Source organism: Paraburkholderia solitsugae, from assembly GCF_013177695.1.
Taxonomy (GTDB): Bacteria; Pseudomonadota; Gammaproteobacteria; order Burkholderiales; family Burkholderiaceae; genus Paraburkholderia; species Paraburkholderia solitsugae.
Genome location: NZ_WOEY01000149.1, coordinates 19,751 through 38,311, shown reverse-complemented (window position 1 = coordinate 38,311; position 18,561 = coordinate 19,751). Strand labels below are relative to the sequence as shown.

The window sequence follows — 18,561 nt, the reverse complement described above, 5'->3', positions numbered from 1 at the left end:
TGGCTGAAGCGCACGGTACTGCGGGATCGGGTACTCGAAGGTGCGCGATCGGGAACGTGTCGAGAAAGCGTCGAGAACGCGGGTGAAGGGGAATGCCGAGATGAAAGACTCGATTGAGAATCTGCGGGACGTATTGGCCCGGCAACGCGCGGCATGCCTTGCCAGCCCCTATCCTGAACGCTGGCAACGCAGGCGCGCGTTGAAAGAGGTGCGAGAGGCGCTGAGCCGCTACCAGGATCGACTCGCGGCAGCGATGAGCGACGATTTCGGCCGCCGCTCCGAGTTCGAATGCAAGATGCTGGATGTGATGTTTCCGGCGTTGCAGATCGACCACGCGCTTGCCAACCTGCGCCGCTGGATGAAACCTCAGAAGCGGCACACCGACTGGCTGTTTCTCAGCAACAGCGCCAAGGTTGTGTACCAGCCCAAGGGGGTCGTCGGCGTGATTGCGGCCTGGAACTTTCCGGTTGTCGAGGCCGTGGGGCCGATGATCATGGCAATCGCAGCGGGCAATCGGGTGATGATCAAGATGTCGGAATTCTCGTCCCGCAGCACGCTGGTCCTGCGCGAGATGCTGGCCGAAATATTTCCGCAAGATCAGGTGGCGGTGTTTGGCGGTGGCGTGGATGTTGCGCAGGCCTTTGCGAGCTTGCCGTTCGATCACATCGTGTTTACCGGTTCGCCTGCCGTCGGCAAAGAAATCATGCGTGCGGCGTCAGCCAATCTGACACCTGTCACGCTGGAGCTCGGCGGCAAGTCGCCTGCGATCGTCGCCCCTTCAGCGTCGATCGCGGCCGCGGCGCGCTCGATCGCGCACGGCAAGGCATTCAACGCGGGGCAGGCCTGCGTGGCACCGGATTATGCGTTGGTGCCGCGCGATCGGATCGACGAATTCGTTGCAGCCGCGGTGAGCGCATTCCAACGCATGTACCCTGATCCGGTTGGCGATCCGCACTACACCTGGATCGCTTCCGATCGTCACGCCACGCGCGTGCAGGCGTTGCTGGCCGATGCGGTTGCCAAGGGCGCTACCGTCATTTCGTGCGGCACCGGCAACGGCTCACACGTCGTGCCCATGCAGATCGTGACAGATGTGACGCCGGATATGCGCATCATGCACGAAGAGCTGTTCAATCCGATCCTGCCCGTGGTGGCCTGCGATTCGCTGGACGAAAGCATCCGGTACATCACGGCGCGGCCTCGTCCCCTGGCGTTGTACTACTATGGTGCGGACGCGGGCGAAATCAAACGGCTGGAGCGGGACGTTCACGCCGGAGGTATGACCATCAACGATTGGGCATGGCATGTGTTCCAGGGGGACTTGCCATTCGGCGGCACCGGCAATTCGGGAATCGGAAGCTGGCGTGGGCCGGAGGGATTCAGAGCGCTGTCGCACGGCAAGGCGGTGCTGAAGATGAGGCGGTGGTTCCCGATCGGTCTGTTTCATCCGCCCTACGGCACGCGCGTTCAACGGCTGATATCGAAGCTCTTCCTTGGGCATCCTGACCCCGCGTTGAACCTTCCGTGTTCGCATGAGAGTGAACCCCGTCGGTATGGTTCGACGGCGCAAGACACGAGCAGGGAGTCGACATGAGGGCGCTACACCTGATCCAGGCCCGGGGGGCTTCCCGCTCCGGCGCGTACCAGAGCTCGAAGGCGTATGCGTGGACCGTGTTCGCATTGAGTTTCGGGCTGATTCTCTCGGACTACCTGTCGCGCCAGGCGGTTGGCGCCGTATTTCCGTTGCTCAAACCGGTGTGGGGAGTATCGGATTCGCAACTGGGCGCGCTGGTCAGTATCGTGTCGCTGGTGGTCGGCGTGATGACCATTCCGTTATCGCTGATGGCGGATCGTTGGGGGCGCGTCAAGAGCATTACGCTGATGGCGTTCGTCTGGTGCTTCGCCACCATCGCGTGCGGCCTCGCGACCAGCTACACGCAGATGCTCGTGGCTCGTGCCATGGTGGGATTTGGCGAGGCCGCCTATGCGGCTGCGGGCGCGGCTTTGCTGGCCCACACTTTCCCAGAAGATAAGCGCTCCGCGGTGCTGGGGGCGTTTCAATCGGGCAGCGTGTTCGGCTCCGTCATGGGGGTGGTGATTGGCGGTGCGGTCGCGAGCCAGTTCGGCTGGCGCTATGCCTTTTTCGCTGTCGGCGCACCAGGCCTGCTGTTCGCCGTCCTTTACCCCTTCTTTGTTCGGGATTACCAGGTTCCTGCTTTGCAACAGGACGCTTCTGACCATGGCCTCAACGGGCGGCTGCGGCTTGCCGAAGTATTCAAACACGTGTTCGCTGCGCGTTCCGGCAACTTCACGTTCGCCGCGTTCGGTCTGCAGGCGGGGATCCCCGCCATTCTGATCGCATGGGTGCCGACGTACTTCAATCGCTTCTACGACTATGACCCGAAGAAGGCGAGCCTGATCGCGGCGGGGGTGGTGCTCGTGATGGGTATGGGCATGCTCTTTGGCGGCGGCGTGGCCGATTGGCTGAGCAGGGGGCGGCCGCGCTATCGGGCGCTCGTGTCCGCCGCGTACGCGCTGATTTCCGCGTTGACGCTGTTTGCGGTGTGCGCCTTGCCGCCTGGCGTAGCGGGGCTTGTGCTGCTGCTCGTCGGCGCGCTCTTCGCCGCGGCGCATGGGGGCGCCGCGGTGGCGATGCTGATCGACGTCACCCGTCCCGCCGTTCACGCCACCGTGACGGCAACCGCGGTGTTGAGCGCCAGTCTGCTTGGCATGGCGCCGGGTCCTTATCTGGTGGGGATCCTTTCCGACGTCGCGAATCTGCGGACAGCGCTCACTGTTGCGCCACTGATGTCGCTGGCCGCGGTGGTTCTATTCCTGCTTGCCGCGCGCTACTACGAAGCGGATATCGCCGCGAGGAAGGCTGCCGGCTAGGACCGGCAGTCGTTTCTCGCGGCGCCTCATGTCGCACGCCGAACGCCGCGCGATTCTGGCGACACTCTGAAAGACCATTCTTTTGGCCGCAATGACAGGCGCGGAATCCGCTCGTCCCATACGATGAACCATCGACGCAATACCGCCTGAGCCGGCTGTATTGCGGGGTGATTTAGCCAAATCTCAAGCGGGTTGCTTGTTCGTCCAAGGTCATAGCCATGATTTCTACTTTGCATTCCCGAGCGGCCTACGGCTGCTGTCAAGCATGAATACCGACGCTGCGGCAACGCTAACCGGCATTCATCTGATGGCGAAGCCCATCGGCGCGCTTTGCAATCTGGATTGCGGCTATTGCTTCTACCTCGAGAAACAGAACGCGTTCCCGCCGCGTGAGCGCTTTCGCATGTCCGATGAGGTCCTCGAGGCCTATGTCCAGCGATATATTGCGGCTCAATCGGCGCCAGAGGTCGAATTCACGTGGCAGGGCGGCGAGCCCACCCTGCTGGGGCTGGACTTCTTCGAGCGCGCCGTCGCACTGCAGCGCAAGTTTGCTCAGGGCAAGCTGATTCGCAACACCTTGCAGACCAACGGCACCTTGCTCGACGACGAGTGGGCTGCGTTTCTTCGGCGCGAGCATTTCCTCGTGGGCGTCAGCCTGGATGGTCCGCGTGCCCTCAACGACGTGGCACGCCCTGACAAGCGCGGCCATTCGAGTTACGACGATACCGTGCGTGGTTTGGCCGCCTTGTCGCGTCATGGCGTGGATTTCAATGTGCTGGTCACGGTATCCAGCGCCAATGTGCATCAGCCACTCGAGATCTATCGCCACCTGAAAGAGTTGGGGGCGAGTTTTATCCAGTTCAATCCGGTCGTCGAGCGCGCAGCTCAGCCGGAGGAAAAGATCATCGGACTGCATTTTGGCGTCCCCCCGGCGCTCAGCGTATCTGCCGTAGCGAAAGCAAAGCCGGTGGCGCGTACAGGGACTGCTGTGACTTCGCACACGGTGAGCGCGCTTGCATACGGCGCGTTCCTGTCGGCGGTATTCGATGAATGGGTTCGCAACGACGTCGGCATGGTTCACGTGATGAACTTCGAATGGGCGCTTGCGTCGTGGTGCCAATTGCCCGCGGGCGCGTGCATCTTCAGCCCGCGTTGCGGCAAAGCCGCCATCGTCGAGCACGACGGCAGTGTCTACGCTTGCGACCATTTCATGTACCCGGAATATCGCCTCGGCAACGTCATGTCCGACGATCTGGGCACCATGATGTCCTCGCCGGCGCAGACCGACTTCGGCATGGCGAAGGAAACCTCGCTGCCGGGTGAATGTCTGCGTTGCGAATTCCGTTTCGCGTGCCATGGGGAGTGCCCCAAGAACCGCTTTATCGAAACGGCAGAGGGTGAGCCCGGCCTCAATTATCTGTGCGCCGGCTATAAGGCCTACTTCCGCCACATCACGCCCGCGATGAACATCATGGCGCGCTTGCTGGGGCAGGGGAAGCAGGCGGACGAGGTCATGGACATCCTCCGGTCCTGACGCCAAACCCGTGATGTCTCGCCCGACGATCGCGGCGGGACGTCCGGTTTGAATGACCATCCGATACGGCTGACGCGAACGACTTCAGGCGCGTATTGGACCGCGGTGCCTTGACGATCTGTCATGTGGCACTGCCCGTTGAGAGCTGATGAGCGGCTTACACAAGCCGTTCGCCGGTTGACTGCTGACCACGAGTCTCGCAGGTTGCTGGTTTTATAAAGTGATGCAGCACAGAAATTTCTGGTTGCCACGTGGACGCAGGATCAGGTACTCCAAGGAGACAAAATGAAAAGAGGTTTTGCAGTTGCAATCGCAGTGGCAACAGTTGGTACTACTGTGCATGCACAATCGTCGGTAACAATGTATGGGGCAGTGGATACGGGGTTGCTTTATCAGAGTACGGCAGCGGCTTCGTACAGTCCCGCCGCGCCGAATACCGGCCACCTTTTCAAAATGGCGAACGGCGGTATTTATACCAGCATGCTCGGGTTTAAGGGAACGGAAGACTTGGGCGGCGGATGGAAAACCAACTTCAAATTGCAAGGTGCGTTTGACAGTACAAGTGGCAAGTTTGGGTTGAGCGGTACCGCTGGCGCGGCGGCGCAATTCAATCAGGAGGCGTCGGTTGGCCTGGCCGGCCCGTACGGGTCGCTCACCATGGGCCGGCAGATTATCCCGCTGACCTACGCGATGGCTTACACCGATGTGCGCCAGGGTGGCTACTTCGGCAGTATCTTTACCGCGCTGGTCAGCATGAATTCCGCTGCGGGTTGGCCCGGGACCAGCACGAACGCACAGCTCGGGGCGGTGTTCGACGACAACGCCATCGTCTATACCTCGCCGAACTTCGGCGGCGTGACCGCCAGCCTCGAATACGCGCCGGGTGGTGTAGCGGGGCAGGCGCAGGGCAGCACACGGGAATCGGCGGTTTTGCAGTACGACAACTACGGACTGAAACTCGCGGCGGCCTATTACAACGGGCACGATACCAATCCCAGTCCGACCACCGTGGCGACCGGGCTGGACAACAACCGGTTCTACTACCTCGGCGCGCTGTATTCGATCAATGGCTTTTCGGTCAGCACGTCGTTTAGCAACGGCCGCAATCCCGCGCATCCGAAGACCACCAACTTCGATATGATTTCCGGCGGCCTCGGCTATCGGTTCACGCCGGCGTTCGAGGTGACAAGCGGCGTCTATTACATCAAGGACGAAAATAACTCGGCGAACAAGTCGACTGAATTTGTGCTCGGCGCGAACTACAGTCTTTCCAAGGCCACCACGCTGTATGCGCAGGTGGGCTATGTGGACAACAAGGGCAAGATGAATCAGTCGATTGAATATGGGCAGCCTGTTGCGCCGGGTATGAATACGACGGCGGCGATGATCGGCATCAGAAAGCGGTTCTGACGGCGGCTGCCTAGGTATTCCTGGGAGGGGCGCACCGAAGCGCTCCTCCCAGTTGCCGTTATGGATTCGATTGCGTACGCCGATGGAAGACCGTGGTGCACGGCTCGCGCGTGGCCGCCTGGCGAGTCGCCGTTAACCTTCCCGCTTCTCGCCGGATCGTATTGCGCAGGTCATCCACAGAAAATGTTCATATCCTTGTGGACAAGTCTTGGCCAAACCCGCCAAGTGATTGAGCGCAGAGCGATTTCCCGATTGATACGGCGAGCAGGCGCATCCATGCAGACGACTGGCAACGTGCCGCTCATTGCGCCGGAGAGGCCAGCAGCGACACCGGCACGCCATGACAACTCACCGTGGCCACGAGCGCTGCGTCGAGGCCGGTACTCGTTTTTGTGTTGGCATCGAACGACGACGCTTCCCTGTCGACGCGCAGAATGTTGATCGGCCACGATGCGCGGGAGAGCCGTTCGTGCGCGAAAGCCCCGACCCACAGCGGGGCGGCTGACGCGCCGTTCTCCACGGCATAGCCGCTCGGCCAGAAGCGCAGGACGTCACGTTCGTCGCGGGTTTCGCCCGGGCGCATGAAGACGAGCGACGAAGGCACGCCGTTGTTCAGCTTCGGCAACACCGGCAGCGCCACCGCCGCGACGTTTGGCGAAGCAAGCGAGAGCAGGCTGTGCGCGGACAGGTCAGTGCCCTCGATCCACCCCTGGGCACGCAGTTGCCCCCTGATCGAATCGCGGCTCGATACCCATTGCAAGGTGAGCGGTTCCTTGCGATCGCCGCCCATATCCGAGCGATAGCATGGCAGTCTCTTCCACAGCGACACCGTCCACTGCGCCTGCGTGACCAGCACGGGCGGCGGGCGCATTGCGTTGTCCGGTGGCGGCGCCGGTGGATTGACGCTCAGTTGCACCCCCACGCTCACGAGCATCACCAGCAGAATCACGACCGGCATGAAGCCGCGTGCCGGTGGCACTTCCGGATGCCGCAACATCGCCGTCAGCGCGACGATCGCCACCCAGATGTACGCGAGCGCGGCGCCGCCGATCGCGTCGGAGACCCAGTACCTGCCGAAGTAAAGTCCCGCCAACGCGACCACGATCACGATGACTGTACTCGCGCTCGCCACGAGCAAACCGCCGAGCGTGCCGACCCGTCGCGCGAGCAGGAACGCGAGGAAGCCGTAGACGATCACCGTCGCGGCGACGTGATCGCTCGGAAACACGTAGGCGTCGGCCATGAGTTCATTGGGCGCCGCGCGGTGCATCGCGAACTGCAGGGCGAAGATCAGCAATTGGGAAAACAGGACCGCGGCGAGCCAGTAGCCGATGGTGCGCCAACGCCGTTCCAGCAGCATCCACACCACCACCGTCGCGACCAGCGCGGTCAGCGTGAAGACGCTGCCGAGCGTCGCGAGTCCTGCGAGGACCGTGTCACTCCAGGGCGTGCGCACCGATTGCAGGAAGTGATAGACGGACAGGTCGACGCTGATCAGCGGATCGCCGCTGATCACGTCGCCGAGAACCCCGAAGAAGAGCCCGCCCGACACCAGCACGATCAGCGACGTCACCACGATGCTGGTGGCATCCGGCTGTTCGGGGTCCAGCAGTCGCCGCGCGAGACGGCCGAACGGTCCTGGGTGGCGGCAAGCCCAGTTTCCCAGGTAGCGGCCCGCCGCGCTCGACCACGCACTGGCATGGGAGAGCAGGAAACGGGTCGCGCGAAAGCTCAGCCAGACGATGCCCGCCAGCAACGCGATGATGACGACGAGACGGAACGACACCGCGCCGGCCAGCAGCACCGAGGCGCCGAATACCACGCCCGGCAGGATATGCGCGGGCGCCCATAGCAACGCCGACAGTACGTTCATCCCGTAGAAACGCAACGGCGTCATGCCCAGCATGCCCGCCACCACGGGCACGATGGCCCGCAGTGGTCCGATGAAGCGGGCGAACACGACGCTCTTGGCGCCCTGTTTCTGAAAGAAGCGGTGGCCTGCGTCGAGTACCTGCGGGTGGGTGCTGAATGGCCAGAGCTGGACGATCTTGTCCTTGTAGCGCTTGCCGCTCCAGAAGCTTATGCCATCCCCGGCGATGGCGCCCGCCACCGCCCACAGGAGCGCCCAGCCGAGGCTCAGCGAGCCCGTGCCGACCAGCGCCCCGGCGAGAAACATGGCCGTGCTGCCTGGGATGAAGGTACCGATGACGGCGATGGATTCCAGGAACGCAGCCAGGAAGACGACCGTGAGCGTCCATGCCGAATGGCCGGCAAGCAGGTGCAAAAGGTGGGTGTAGGCGTGCTCCATCGTGCGCGTTATGATCAGCCGTTCTGGCGTAACGGTTGATCATAACGCGCACGGCGCAGCCCCACATTTTTGCTAACCGGCATCCGGTGAGATGCCGGCGTAAAACCTCACGAAGCCGTCAGCGAATCGCCGGATACGTGGACCCGCTCGCCGATCTGGACGTCAGGCTGGGCCGGGTAGCTGAAGTTGCGGTAGCTGCCGTCCTGCATGCGCACCTGAACCTGATAGGTGGTCTGCTTGCGCATGGCGTGTTCGATCCCGTTGCCGGCCAGCCCCCCGCCGACCACGCCCGCGATGGTGGTGAGAATCTTGCCGCGTCCGCCGCCAATCTGATTGCCGACGAGGCCACCGGCGACCGCGCCACCTAGCGCGCCGAGCCCGGTGGTCGGCTCAGGCGCCTGCACCGTGTTGATCGCGACGACTTCGCCCGCATAGGGGTCGGCGACCGGCCTTGCCGGTGCGGATTCATACGGTGCCTGGTAGCCCTGATTGTTTGCGTACCTCGGCGTGTCCGCGGCGGGCGCGCTGTGCGTGTGATGGACGCGCGGCCGTACCGGCGCGGCTTGCTGGACCGTTTGCTGAACCGGAGCCGATTGGGGCGCGGCGACTGGAGCGCTCGCAATCTGCGCCGCGACTGGGGCGGCCGGCTGCGCGGGCTCCGTAACGGCGTGCGAGGTCGGCAGAAGTCCTGTCATCGCCGCGATGCCGGTGGCGCTCGCAAGGATGACGGCCACTGCCGCGCCGGCGACCAGGGGGTGAATGCGGCTGCGTTGCGGATTGCTGGAGGTGAGGTTTGTGTTCATTGCGGGCTCCGCGGGTAGATGCCTGCAATAACGCCGCAGCAGCGCGGGCGGTGTACGCCAGACGCAAGCTGCTTTGTAAGCATTTGTACAACTTGCTGAAGGGGTGTGGCTCGCTCAGATTTCTAGCGATGAACAAATGTGGCCGGCGGCCAGTCTTACTCTTTAACCAGCGTCCTTCTCGAACGTCGTTTGCTCTGCATCGAGGCGATGTGCTGGGAGCATCGGTCGGTCAATTTGGTGGCATGACGGAGTGGGCTATGAAAATCCTGACAAAGGCGATGTTGACTGCGGCGCTGGTGACAGGTCTGACGAGCGTGGCTTATGCACAGTCGGCAAACTTGGGCGGATTGCAGGCAGGTGGGACAAATGGAGCGGGCGCGGGGCAGGGAATGAGTTTGGGCACGGGAGCGGCAGGGCCAAGCCCCACGCCGGGCGTGAGCGCGGTGGGCCGTTCCACTACGAGCGGTGGAACCGGCAGCATTGGATCGGGCCCGGTGCTCAATAACATGCGCGCGAACGGCACCAGCCTGAATATGAACCCGGATCCGCGCGCACCGAATGTGGCGGGAAAGGCGTTCGGGCAGCAGTAGTCAGTCAGCCCGAACCAATTGCAGAACGATGCGCTTCGCCGACGCGAGATGTTCCACCGTCATCGATCGCGCGAGGCGTGCATTTCCGGTCTCGCAGGCTTCGAGAATCTTGAGATGCTCGTCCTGGAAGGCCGGTGTGTCGGCGAGCAACGTGCTTTGCAATCGTTCGTAGCGCTCGACCTGAGCGCGCAACTCGCGGATCGCCTTCAATTGCCGGCCGTTCGCACATGGGCGGTACAGCAGCTCATGAAACTCGCGATTCAGCTCGCCCTGTCTTTGCTCGGTATCGGCATCTCCCAGAAGCCGATGAACGAGTTCGGCGCGCGATAACGTTTCACTGTCCATGCGCTTGACCGCGTGAAAGATCGCGTCCCCTTCGAGCAGCATGCGCAGGCCGTAAATCTCGTCCAGGTCGGACTCCGTGAGGGTTCGCACAACAGCGCCGCGATTGCGCATGAGTTCGACCAGTCCTTCGCCCTCGAGCTTCTGGATGGCCTCTCTCATCGGCACCCGGCTCACTCCGAATCGATCGGCGAGTTCGCGCTCGACCAGCCGCGCACCGTCCTCCAGCTCGCCGGCTGCGATCAGTTCGCGTAGTGAGACGGCGATGGCGTCGGCCGTCGAATCCAGTTTGCGGTCCATGTGCTTTTGTCGGTTGCCGATTGTCGTTTGGAATAATGGTATACCAAAACCGCCGCGCGCATATAGAATGTATTCGTTGCGAATTCTATTCCGGGTCAACAGCAAAGGAGATGGGCATGGCGTACGGCGAGCACAAATACGCGGTATCGGTGCAATGGACAGGCAACCGCGGCAGTGGCACCTCGGGATACCGTGAATACGGTCGGGACCATATTATCACTGCGGGCAGCAAGCCCGACATTCCCGGGTCATCGGACGCGGCGTTTCTCGGCGATGCGAACCGGTGGAATCCGGAAGATCTGCTGGTCGCCTCGGCGTGCGCCTGCCACAAGCTCTGGTATCTGCATCTTTGCTCGGACGCCGGCATCGTTGTTTTGAGCTACCGCGATAACGCCGAAGGCACGATGCTCGATAGTCCGGAGCAGGGCCGCTTTTCGCAGATCGTTCTACGCCCGCATGTTGTCATTCGAGCAGGCGGCGACCTTGAGCTGGCCGAGCGTTTGCATCACGTGGCGCACGAGAAGTGCTATGTCGCGAACTCGGTCAACTTTCCGATTCTGTGCGAGCCGGCGATCGAGGCGGAAGGGGTGTGACGCATGCGTGGCCGTCACTGGCATACGCCAGAGCGGTCGCAACGCGACGGATCAGGTCAAGCCGTGTGAGGTGGGTAGGGCGGAGCTGGCCGTTTGCCCGCCGCTCACCGAAACAACCGGGAGCAGGCGGGCAGTACTGATTTAATGCAGCAAAGTCATCTGCACGACCTTCACGACAATGAGTGCGACTGCCACGATCAGATAGCCGCGCAGCACGCCCATCCAGACGCGTTTGGACAGCGTGAGATTCGGCGGCGCCAGCTCATCCAGTGGCGGCATGCGCCACGTATCGCGGGCGTTCTTCGGATACTTCTGCACATCTGCGTCCGCGGCTTCGCGACGGAGTCGGCGAAGCCCGACCGTGGCGGCGTAGCCAAAGATTGCCAGCAGTGTCCCGCCAGCGAGCGTTTCCAGAATCGTTTCGCCCGTGATGTCCGGGTAGACGACCGAGGCGGTCAGGATGATGGACAGCATCACCAGCACCCAGATAACGGCGCCCGTGAACAGGTTCAGTTTCTTCGAGTTGACCCACGGGCCAAGCACAGCCTTGTCGTTGCACAGCAGAAGCAAAAATACGGTGGCGCTCGGCAGCAATACGCCCGCGAGCGTTTGCACGGCTTCAGTCAGCAGACCAAGCGGGCTACCGGGAATCAGCACCAGCGCTGCAGCGGCGGCAACAATACCGAAGTAGACGAGATAGAAACCCTTGGCGTCCGACACGGGACGATGCAGCGAGTGGCGAATCTTGAACACGTCGCCGATCGCGTACGCGGTCGACAGCGACACGGCGGCTGCGCCGATGATGCAGGCATCGAGCAGTGCCACCGCGAAGAGCGTGGCGGATGTGCGACCCGCGTATTTTTCCAGACCTGCAATCACACCACCTGCGTCCGTGAAATTGCCGAACTCGGGCTTGCCGGCGTACATCGCCGCGCAGAATGAAATCATCGCCACGGCGCCAATCAGCACGAACACAATGCCAATCCACAGGTCGGCCTTTTCGTACTTCATGAAACGTGGTGTGATGCGCTTGTCGACGATGTAGCTCTGCTGGAAGAACAGTTGCCACGGCGCGACCGTCGTGCCGACGATGCCGATGACGAGCAGCATCACATCGCTCAGCTTCGAGTGGGCAGGCCAGTTCGGAATGAAGAAATCGCGCGTCATCTGGCCAACCGGCGGGTGAATCGACACCAGCACCGGCACCAGCAACAGGCTCAGGAGGCACAGTACGACGGCGAAGCGTTCAAACCGTCTGAAGTTGCCCGTACTGACGGCCGCCATCGTTAGCGCCGCGGCAATGCAGACGCCCAGAATCTTGGAGATGCCGAAGAAGTCGAGGACGAACGTGATGCCGATGAACTCGGTCACGATAGTCAGCGCGTTAAGGATGAACAGATCGACAACGCTGAACGCACCCCAGAACTTGCCGAAGCGTTCGAAGATGAGGCGTGCGTGGCCGACACCGGTGACGGCACCGAGGCGCAGCACCATTTCCTGATTGACGAAGAGGACGGGCACGAGCAGCAGCATGGTCCACAGCGACGTGGTGCCGTAGTTCTGGCCGGCCTGGGTGTAGGTGCCGAAGGCGCCGGCATCGTTGTCGCCGACCATTACGATGAGGCCAGGACCGAGGATGGCGAGCAGTGTGCGGAAGCGCGCCCACCAATTGGTGCGCGGGGCGGTGTCGTGATGCGCGATGGTGCCGAGCGCGCCTCTGATGTCGCCGAGATGGGCTTCGTCGAGAACGGCACTGCGTGGCGGTGAGACGTTAATTGGAGTGGACGTTTTTAACTGCGTGAGTAGGTGTGAGTTGATTGCAGTGGCGCGCCTTCAGGATCCGCAGCGCACGTGTCGTCGAATGAAATCGACCGACGGCGGCGCATGCGGATCGCAAAGGCGTACGGGTGCTGACAGTGGGGAATTACGAAGCTGAAAACGAAACTGAGTGCGAGACGAGTGCTTTGACGCGGTGCCAGGACACGGCGAGCCAGTGCGGCTTGATGCTGTGAAGTGCGAGTGCAGCGTCGCTGTGGATATGCGTTTGCTGAAGGGTCGGTACGAGGATGGCGAACATGGTATTTCTCCGGGCGTATGGCTTTACGCGGGTTGCGGAAAGCCAGCAGACACGGAGCGCGGCCGGCATTATGCGCGCGGCGGCGAACGTCTACTCGCTTTCCTCAGGCAAAAAAAGATTGCGGGGCAATTGAGCGGCATAAGGGATAACTGTCACTGTCCGGCATGGGGGCTCCTTATCGGCGTTGCTCATCGACGTTGCTCGTCGACGTTGAGTACGCACGTGTTCGTCCACGCGCTCAGCCGCACCGGCGTTCGAACGGATCGAACCGGCGTGAGTGAACGCTGCCGCGAGCGGATGCTCGCGACGCGATGCCAAACGGACGCGCGGACGCAGGACATGCGTAAGCACGGCGCGGCCGAATGGCGCTAGTTAGGGTGCACGGAGAGAGTTACTACGGCGCGCACCGTCTGCCTGCTGGCGAGACGGCGGCTGAGAAATGAGAGCGCGGGCGTCGGGCTGGTCAGGCAGTGAAACTGTTCGAAGATCGACTACTGCTGGTGTCCAAGGCAATGGCCCCGTTTGTTATGACGGGCGAATTTTATGCATTCCCCCAACGGGAAGTCAACATACTTCGTTAAGCGAAGCAAATATTCTTTGTTTATGTGTTGGGGAGGGCGCTTCGTCATCTTTAGCGCGGCTGAATCTCTCAGAAGTGACAGGAAAGACGGGTGGATGAAGGGTGCAGAGGCCGTGGTGAATGCGACAACCGGGTATCTGTCGAAGGGCTCGTCGGCGACACGCGTAGTGCGATTTCTTTTGTGCGGTTTTTACTTGCGATTTTATAGTCGCTGCGGCGACCTGCCAGTATCAGGCCGCACCGTGGTGGCAATTGCAGGCGGACTTCCAATTCTGGGCGCTGCAACGCGTTGAAACTCACAGGACCGGGTAACCGGTTAGGGCGGGTGACGGGTAGAAGGCGATCCGGCCTGGCGGTAATTCGAGTGCTAAGACATAAATGCGCAACTAACGGTCAAGTCCGACCGGCACCTCCAAATAACGCGGCGCCCGTCCCGATGGAAACCGAAGACGGCCGCCGCTCGCGTGCTACGCAGCAGCTACCCAGTGCAGAGACCGGCTATGCCACTCAACGATTGCCGTCAAGCAGATCGCCGAGCAATTCGTCGAATGCGGCCTGGGCGTCTTCGAGTTCCTGCAACGCAGCGTCGAAAGTCTGCAGCGCGAACTGCGAAGGCTGGCCGCTGCCGGCCGGCGGGAATTGCGATTGCAGCGACGCGAAGGCCGCCTGTACCCGCTTGGTCGCGGTCAATACGCGCTCCATCGCGGCTGTTTCTTCGGCTCTTGCCTTTTCGTGATCCATGAAAACTCCGTGCTCGTCTGGTCGGCTCGCGCCGTATCAAAAGGGGTGACTATGCCACGTCCGTGTTCAGGACAGCGGCAGCCCGCCGTTAGCCTTGACTTCCCGTAGCGACAACGCCGATTCCACCGACGTCACGCCCGGCAGGCTGCGCATCTCGTCGCGCATGAAGGTGCCGTAGTCGTCGAGATCGCGCGCGACCACCTGGAGGATGTAGTCGGCGCTGCCGGACACGTTGTGGCACGACAGAATTCGCGGGATCGCCTGCACCTCCCGCTCGAAGCGGGTGGCCACCGCACGGTCGTGCACGGCAAAACGTACGTAGACGAACGCGACGACGCCGAAGCCGAGGGCGGAGCGCGAAAGCATCGCGCGGTACTGGTCGATATAGCCGTCGTTCTCGAGGCGCTTGAGGCGTCGTGCACATGGCGTCTCACTCAGGCCGACCATGTCGGCCAGTCGTGCATTCGATATGCGGCCGTCCTTCTGCAGCGCGGCGAGGATCGCGCGGTCTGTTTTATCGAGGTCGGTTGTCATGGCTTTTAGGGTGTTTACTGCGTGTTAGCGGAAAATGTGGTTCGGGGGTGAAATATTAGCGCATTCCCCCAAAGGCAACGCGCGCGCGCCTGCATTTCGCCAGCAAACCCTCCGCCGACGATAGCAAGATAGAGCCCTTAAAAACAAGGGGTTTCTATGATTTCCGCACACCTTCTGGCCGTCTATATCGCTGCGCTGTTTGTGGTCTATGCCGTGCCAGGGCCCGACATGGCGCTGGTTCTGCAGACCAGTATCGGACGCGGCATGCGCAGTGGCTTCGCGGCGGCCGGCGGCCTTGGGCTGGCGCGTGCAACGCACGTCACATTGTCTGCATGCGGGGTGGCGGCGCTGTTGCGCAGTGCGCCGTGGTTGTACGAGGTAGTGCGTTACGGCGGCGCAGTTTATCTCGCGTGGGTCGGTATCCAGATCTTCCGCTCGCCCGTGTTCGCGTTGCCTGAAGGCGGCGTCGTGGGGGTCGAGTCCCGGCCGTTGCGGACCGCCTTCGTCAAGGGTTTGCTGACCAATCTGCTGAACCCGAAAGCGCTGCTGTTCTGCTCGGTGCTTTTGCCGCAGTTTGTGCGTCCTGAAGCCGGACCGGTTGCATTGCAGATGGTTGAACTAGGGATGGTGCTGCTCGCCGTTGGCGTGTGTTTCGACGTCATGTATGCGATCGGCGCGGCGCGCATCGCCGGCTGGATGCGGGCCCATCCTCTTGCGCAGACACTGCAGCGTTGGACTTTCTCAGCGGCGTTGATCGGCTTTGCGCTGCGGCTCTCGCTAGACTGACCCGACCCGCTATTGCGAACCGGCACGCCGTTCATTTGTTCAGCTTATGCTCACGGCGCGCGCGATCCTCGATGACAGGTAGCGAGCGGGCATCAGATGCGACGTCTGTCGCGTGTGCCATGCCCGGGCGCAGAGTGATTGTGTTAATAAAACAGATAGACTGCCGCGCACGGTCCCGCGGCAACACAACTACGCGCCTCGATCTGTCGATGAAAACTTTTCTGCTTTATGCCGTGACCGCCATTGCCGAAATCGTCGGGTGTTATTTGCCCTGGCGTTGGCTGAAGGAAGGGGGCTCCATCTGGCTGCTGGTGCCCGGTGCGCTCAGCCTCGCCCTGTTTGCCTGGCTTCTGACGCTGCACGGCACCGCCGCAGGCCGCGTGTATGCGGCTTACGGCGGTGTGTACGTGGCGGTGGCGATCGCGTGGCTATGGTGCGTCGACAAAGTGCGCCCCACGCTGTGGGATGCGGCCGGCGTAGCATTCACACTTGCCGGCATGGCGATCATCGCGTTCCAGCCACGCGTTTGATGCCACTCGCGCATGGCTCATACGTGGTTCATGCCTGGTTCGCACACGACTCACGTGCGGCCTGCGTGCTGCTCATGCCGCGATCGCGTGGCGCTCGCGCAATAGCCCACGCCTTCTTACTTGATGCCACCCAGATAGTCGAGCTTGCCAAGTTCGACGCCGTTGTGACGCAGAATGTCGTACGCCGTCGTGACGTGAAAATAGAAGTTTGGCAGCACGAATCCGAGCAGATATGACAGCCCCGTGAACTCGATCGGGCCGCTGCGCATTTTCAGCTGGATCGGACGTTCTTCCGATCCGTCGATCTGTTGCGCATTGAATTCCTTCAAATAGTCAATCGTCTTTTGAAGGCGGGCATCAAGTTCGTCGAAGGTCTGTTCGACGTCGTCGTACTTCGGCGCTTCAACGCCGGCCAGACGCGCGGCGCAGCCCTTCGCCGTGTCGCTCACGATATAGACCTGGCGCACCAGCGGCAGCATGTCCGGCGCGAGCCGGGCGCTCAGGAGCACGGACGGGTCGATCTGTTTCTCGGCAGCGTGCGCCTCGGCCTTGCCGAGGATGACCTGCAGGTTGGTCATGCCGCGCACCAGCACGGGCAATGAGGCTTGATACATCGAAATAGGCATGGGGGGTTCCTCTGAATCTTCGATCGTGCGCGCGGGCGGCGCGCGAGGCGCTGCAACGGCTGGATTGCCGCTTCAGCATCATAGCGCGGGTGCTGCGCGATGCGCATTGATCCAGCCCGGCGTTAGCCATTCGGACAACTGCCACGCACGTTGGAACTGTGTTCGAATGCGTGGGTCGGACGGAATGGCTAAGTCCTTGAAACAGCAACTCGCCGCTGGTCGCGAGGCGGTGAGTTCGTGCAGACGCGTGGCGTGCCTGGGGTCCACCTTGTGGCCCGCGCTGTCACGCTAACAGGAGAATCGACACCATGGTCAACAGACAACCGCTGCCGGGAAGCGAGCGAACGGCAGAACAAGGTTCGACAGTCGTCGGGCAATGCGATCCGGCAGAACGGATCGAGGTTTTCGTGATACTGCGCCGTCAGCGGCAGGCGCAGTTCGACGCACTGATGAGCAAGATTGAAGCGGGCGACCCGAGCGTCAAACCCCTATCGCGTGAGGCGTTTGCCAAAGATTATGGCGCCGCCCCGGATGACATCGCCAAGGTCAAAGCCTTTGCCGCCGCACACGGCTTGACTGTGGTGCGGGAAGATCCGGCAGCGCGCCAGGTGTTGCTGAGCGGCACGATCGCGCAGTTCGAGACCGCGTTCGGCGTCAAGCTGGAACATTATCAGCATCACACGGCGGGGCAGTTCCGCGGCCGCACCGGCACGATCAGCGTGCCGGACGATCTGCACGGCATCGTGCAAGCTGTGCTCGGGCTCGATAACCGGCCTCAGGCGCGGCCGCACTTTCGTATCCGGCCGCCGTTCCAGCCGGCTAAAGCGCATCAGCAGGCTTCCTCCTTTACGCCGCCGCAGCTCGCATCGTTGTATCAGTTTCCGCAAGGCGACGGCAGCGGCGAATGCGTCGGCATCATCGAACTCGGCGGCGGGTACAACACGTCCGACCTCAAGAGTTACTTCGCGAGCCTTGGTGTGGCTTCACCGAAGGTGACACCGGTCGGCGTCGATGAGGGCAGCAACCAGCCGAGCGGCGACCCGAACGGGCCCGACGGCGAAGTCACGCTCGACATCGAAATCGTTGGTGCGATTGTGCCAGGCGCGACGATCGCGGTCTATTTCACGCAGAACAGCGACGCCGGTTTCATCGACGCGGTGAGCAGCGCGGTGCATGACACGACCAACAAGCCCACGGTCATCTCGATCAGTTGGGGTGGCCCGGAGTCGAGCTGGACCGCCCAGTCGCTGCAAGCGTTCAACAGCGTGCTGCAAACGGCGGCGGCCCTGGGGGTGACGGTTTGCGCGGCGTCGGGCGATAGCGGTTCGAGCGACGGGTCCGGCAGCGATCAGGTCGACTTTCCGGCGTCAAGCCCTTATGTACTGGCATGCGGCGGCACGAGCCTGACCGCGTCGGGCACCTCGATCTCGCATGAGGTGGTGTGGAACGACGGCGCGCAAGGCGGCGCGAGCGGCGGTGGCGTGAGCCGGGCCTTTCCGGTCCCGGTGTGGCAACAAGGCTTGTCGGCCACTTCATCGAGCGGCGCGAAGACGGCGCTCAGCGGGCGTGGCGTGCCGGACGTCGCCGGCGATGCGTCGCCTGTCACCGGCTATAGCGTATTGATCGACGGCACGCAGACGGTGGTCGGTGGCACCAGTGCGGTTGCACCGCTGTGGTCGGCGTTGATTGCGCGGATCAATGCGGCGAAGGGGCAACCGGCCGGTTTAATCAACCCGAAGTTGTACAAGGCGCCGGGCGCTCTTAACGACATCACCCAGGGCAACAACGGCAGCTTCGCCGCGTCGCCGGGCTGGGATGCGTGTACGGGACTCGGCAGTCCCGATGGTCAGAAGGTCGCGGCGGCACTATAGTCTGATGAGTCGCGGAGCGGTTCGGATCGCGCCTGGCTGGCCGG

General features: G+C 62.3%; 17 protein-coding genes. 9 read left to right on the top strand and 8 right to left on the bottom strand.

The genetic code is table 11. From position 1 onward, the window contains the following. The first annotated feature begins 100 nt into the window (after positions 1-100). The 4 genes from GNZ12_RS37670 (at position 101) to GNZ12_RS37655 (ending at position 5,836) form a co-directional block, all read left to right on the top strand. Positions 101-1,594, top strand: a complete 1,494-nt coding sequence (locus GNZ12_RS37670) for a coniferyl aldehyde dehydrogenase (RefSeq protein WP_172317255.1) — start codon at positions 101-103, stop codon at positions 1,592-1,594. After that, positions 1,591-2,892 (top strand): MFS transporter, encoded by a 1,302-nt coding sequence (locus tag GNZ12_RS37665; RefSeq protein WP_172317253.1) that lies wholly within the window; start codon positions 1,591-1,593, stop codon positions 2,890-2,892. The genes GNZ12_RS37670 and GNZ12_RS37665 overlap by 4 nt, the downstream gene beginning before the upstream one ends. 265 nt (positions 2,893-3,157) lie before the next feature. Beyond that, positions 3,158-4,426, top strand: a complete 1,269-nt coding sequence (locus tag GNZ12_RS37660; protein ID WP_172317251.1) for an anaerobic sulfatase maturase — start codon at positions 3,158-3,160, stop codon at positions 4,424-4,426. 285 nt (positions 4,427-4,711) lie between these two features. Beyond that, positions 4,712-5,836: a porin gene (locus GNZ12_RS37655; protein ID WP_172317249.1), complete on the top strand. Its 1,125-nt coding sequence runs from the start codon at positions 4,712-4,714 to the stop codon at positions 5,834-5,836. Positions 5,837-6,137: 301 nt separating this feature from the next. On the opposite strand, the gene GNZ12_RS37650 is transcribed toward GNZ12_RS37655, so the two are convergent. Beyond that, positions 6,138-8,144, bottom strand: a complete 2,007-nt coding sequence (locus GNZ12_RS37650) for a bifunctional DedA family/phosphatase PAP2 family protein (RefSeq protein ID WP_172317247.1) — start codon at positions 8,142-8,144, stop codon at positions 6,138-6,140. A 107-nt stretch (positions 8,145-8,251) separates the two neighbouring features. After that, the gene (locus GNZ12_RS37645; protein ID WP_172317245.1) at positions 8,252-8,947 is read right to left on the bottom strand and encodes a glycine zipper 2TM domain-containing protein; all 696 of its coding nucleotides are present in this window, start codon (positions 8,945-8,947) and stop codon (positions 8,252-8,254) included. A gap of 257 nt (positions 8,948-9,204) precedes the next feature. On the opposite strand from GNZ12_RS37645, the gene GNZ12_RS37640 reads away from it, so the two are divergent. Beyond that, complete coding sequence (locus tag GNZ12_RS37640; RefSeq protein WP_172317243.1) at positions 9,205-9,537, top strand: hypothetical protein; 333 nt, start codon at positions 9,205-9,207, stop codon at positions 9,535-9,537. Here the strand turns inward: GNZ12_RS37640 and GNZ12_RS37635 are convergent, their stop codons facing one another. Then, on the bottom strand, positions 9,538-10,179 hold the full coding sequence (locus tag GNZ12_RS37635) for a GntR family transcriptional regulator (RefSeq protein WP_172317241.1): 642 nt from the start codon (positions 10,177-10,179) through the stop codon (positions 9,538-9,540). It lies immediately after the preceding gene. 116 nt (positions 10,180-10,295) lie between these two features. On the opposite strand from GNZ12_RS37635, the gene GNZ12_RS37630 reads away from it, so the two are divergent. Continuing rightward, a complete protein-coding gene (locus tag GNZ12_RS37630) occupies positions 10,296-10,772 on the top strand; it encodes an OsmC family protein (RefSeq protein ID WP_172317239.1) in 477 nt (158 codons plus the stop codon). A gap of 141 nt (positions 10,773-10,913) precedes the next feature. Here the strand turns inward: GNZ12_RS37630 and GNZ12_RS37625 are convergent, their stop codons facing one another. From GNZ12_RS37625 to GNZ12_RS37610, 4 genes are all read right to left on the bottom strand, one after another. Beyond that, entirely contained in the window at positions 10,914-12,590 is a 1,677-nt protein-coding gene (locus GNZ12_RS37625) for an NRAMP family divalent metal transporter (protein ID WP_172317287.1), read from the bottom strand. A 106-nt stretch (positions 12,591-12,696) separates the two neighbouring features. Continuing rightward, a complete protein-coding gene (locus tag GNZ12_RS37620; protein WP_172317237.1) occupies positions 12,697-12,849 on the bottom strand; it encodes a hypothetical protein in 153 nt (50 codons plus the stop codon). 1,087 nt (positions 12,850-13,936) lie between these two features. Next, complete coding sequence (locus GNZ12_RS37615) at positions 13,937-14,170, bottom strand: hypothetical protein (RefSeq protein ID WP_074287882.1); 234 nt, start codon at positions 14,168-14,170, stop codon at positions 13,937-13,939. A gap of 66 nt (positions 14,171-14,236) precedes the next feature. Continuing rightward, a complete protein-coding gene (locus GNZ12_RS37610) occupies positions 14,237-14,704 on the bottom strand; it encodes an Lrp/AsnC family transcriptional regulator (protein WP_172317235.1) in 468 nt (155 codons plus the stop codon). Positions 14,705-14,860: 156 nt separating this feature from the next. Here GNZ12_RS37610 and GNZ12_RS37605 point away from each other — a divergent pair, with 156 nt between their 5' ends. Both GNZ12_RS37605 and GNZ12_RS37600 read left to right on the top strand, forming a co-directional pair. Then, positions 14,861-15,490, top strand: a complete 630-nt coding sequence (locus tag GNZ12_RS37605) for a LysE family translocator (RefSeq protein ID WP_172317232.1) — start codon at positions 14,861-14,863, stop codon at positions 15,488-15,490. A gap of 209 nt (positions 15,491-15,699) precedes the next feature. Next, entirely contained in the window at positions 15,700-16,020 is a 321-nt protein-coding gene (locus tag GNZ12_RS37600; RefSeq protein ID WP_116121219.1) for a YnfA family protein, read from the top strand. 116 nt (positions 16,021-16,136) lie between these two features. Here GNZ12_RS37600 and GNZ12_RS37595 read toward each other — a convergent pair whose 3' ends face one another. Next, entirely contained in the window at positions 16,137-16,646 is a 510-nt protein-coding gene (locus GNZ12_RS37595) for a DUF1993 domain-containing protein (protein ID WP_172317230.1), read from the bottom strand. A gap of 308 nt (positions 16,647-16,954) precedes the next feature. Between GNZ12_RS37595 and GNZ12_RS37590 the strand changes: the two genes are divergently transcribed. Beyond that, positions 16,955-18,517: a S53 family peptidase gene (locus tag GNZ12_RS37590; protein ID WP_172317228.1), complete on the top strand. Its 1,563-nt coding sequence runs from the start codon at positions 16,955-16,957 to the stop codon at positions 18,515-18,517. Positions 18,518-18,561: the final 44 nt, after the last annotated feature.

Coding starts and splice junctions, on each gene's coding strand:
- GNZ12_RS37630 (WP_172317239.1), top strand. CDS start 10,296: ATGGCGTACGGCGAGCACAAATACGCGGTATCGGTGCAATGGACAGGC.
- GNZ12_RS37590 (WP_172317228.1), top strand. CDS start 16,955: ATGGTCAACAGACAACCGCTGCCGGGAAGCGAGCGAACGGCAGAACAA.
- GNZ12_RS37645 (WP_172317245.1), bottom strand. CDS start 8,947: ATGAACACAAACCTCACCTCCAGCAATCCGCAACGCAGCCGCATTCAC.
- GNZ12_RS37620 (WP_172317237.1), bottom strand. CDS start 12,849: ATGTTCGCCATCCTCGTACCGACCCTTCAGCAAACGCATATCCACAGC.
- GNZ12_RS37605 (WP_172317232.1), top strand. CDS start 14,861: ATGATTTCCGCACACCTTCTGGCCGTCTATATCGCTGCGCTGTTTGTG.
- GNZ12_RS37655 (WP_172317249.1), top strand. CDS start 4,712: ATGAAAAGAGGTTTTGCAGTTGCAATCGCAGTGGCAACAGTTGGTACT.
- GNZ12_RS37595 (WP_172317230.1), bottom strand. CDS start 16,646: ATGCCTATTTCGATGTATCAAGCCTCATTGCCCGTGCTGGTGCGCGGC.
- GNZ12_RS37615 (WP_074287882.1), bottom strand. CDS start 14,170: ATGGATCACGAAAAGGCAAGAGCCGAAGAAACAGCCGCGATGGAGCGC.
- GNZ12_RS37610 (WP_172317235.1), bottom strand. CDS start 14,704: ATGACAACCGACCTCGATAAAACAGACCGCGCGATCCTCGCCGCGCTG.
- GNZ12_RS37670 (WP_172317255.1), top strand. CDS start 101: ATGAAAGACTCGATTGAGAATCTGCGGGACGTATTGGCCCGGCAACGC.
- GNZ12_RS37640 (WP_172317243.1), top strand. CDS start 9,205: ATGAAAATCCTGACAAAGGCGATGTTGACTGCGGCGCTGGTGACAGGT.
- GNZ12_RS37660 (WP_172317251.1), top strand. CDS start 3,158: ATGAATACCGACGCTGCGGCAACGCTAACCGGCATTCATCTGATGGCG.
- GNZ12_RS37650 (WP_172317247.1), bottom strand. CDS start 8,144: ATGGAGCACGCCTACACCCACCTTTTGCACCTGCTTGCCGGCCATTCG.
- GNZ12_RS37635 (WP_172317241.1), bottom strand. CDS start 10,179: ATGGACCGCAAACTGGATTCGACGGCCGACGCCATCGCCGTCTCACTA.
- GNZ12_RS37665 (WP_172317253.1), top strand. CDS start 1,591: ATGAGGGCGCTACACCTGATCCAGGCCCGGGGGGCTTCCCGCTCCGGC.
- GNZ12_RS37600 (WP_116121219.1), top strand. CDS start 15,700: ATGAAAACTTTTCTGCTTTATGCCGTGACCGCCATTGCCGAAATCGTC.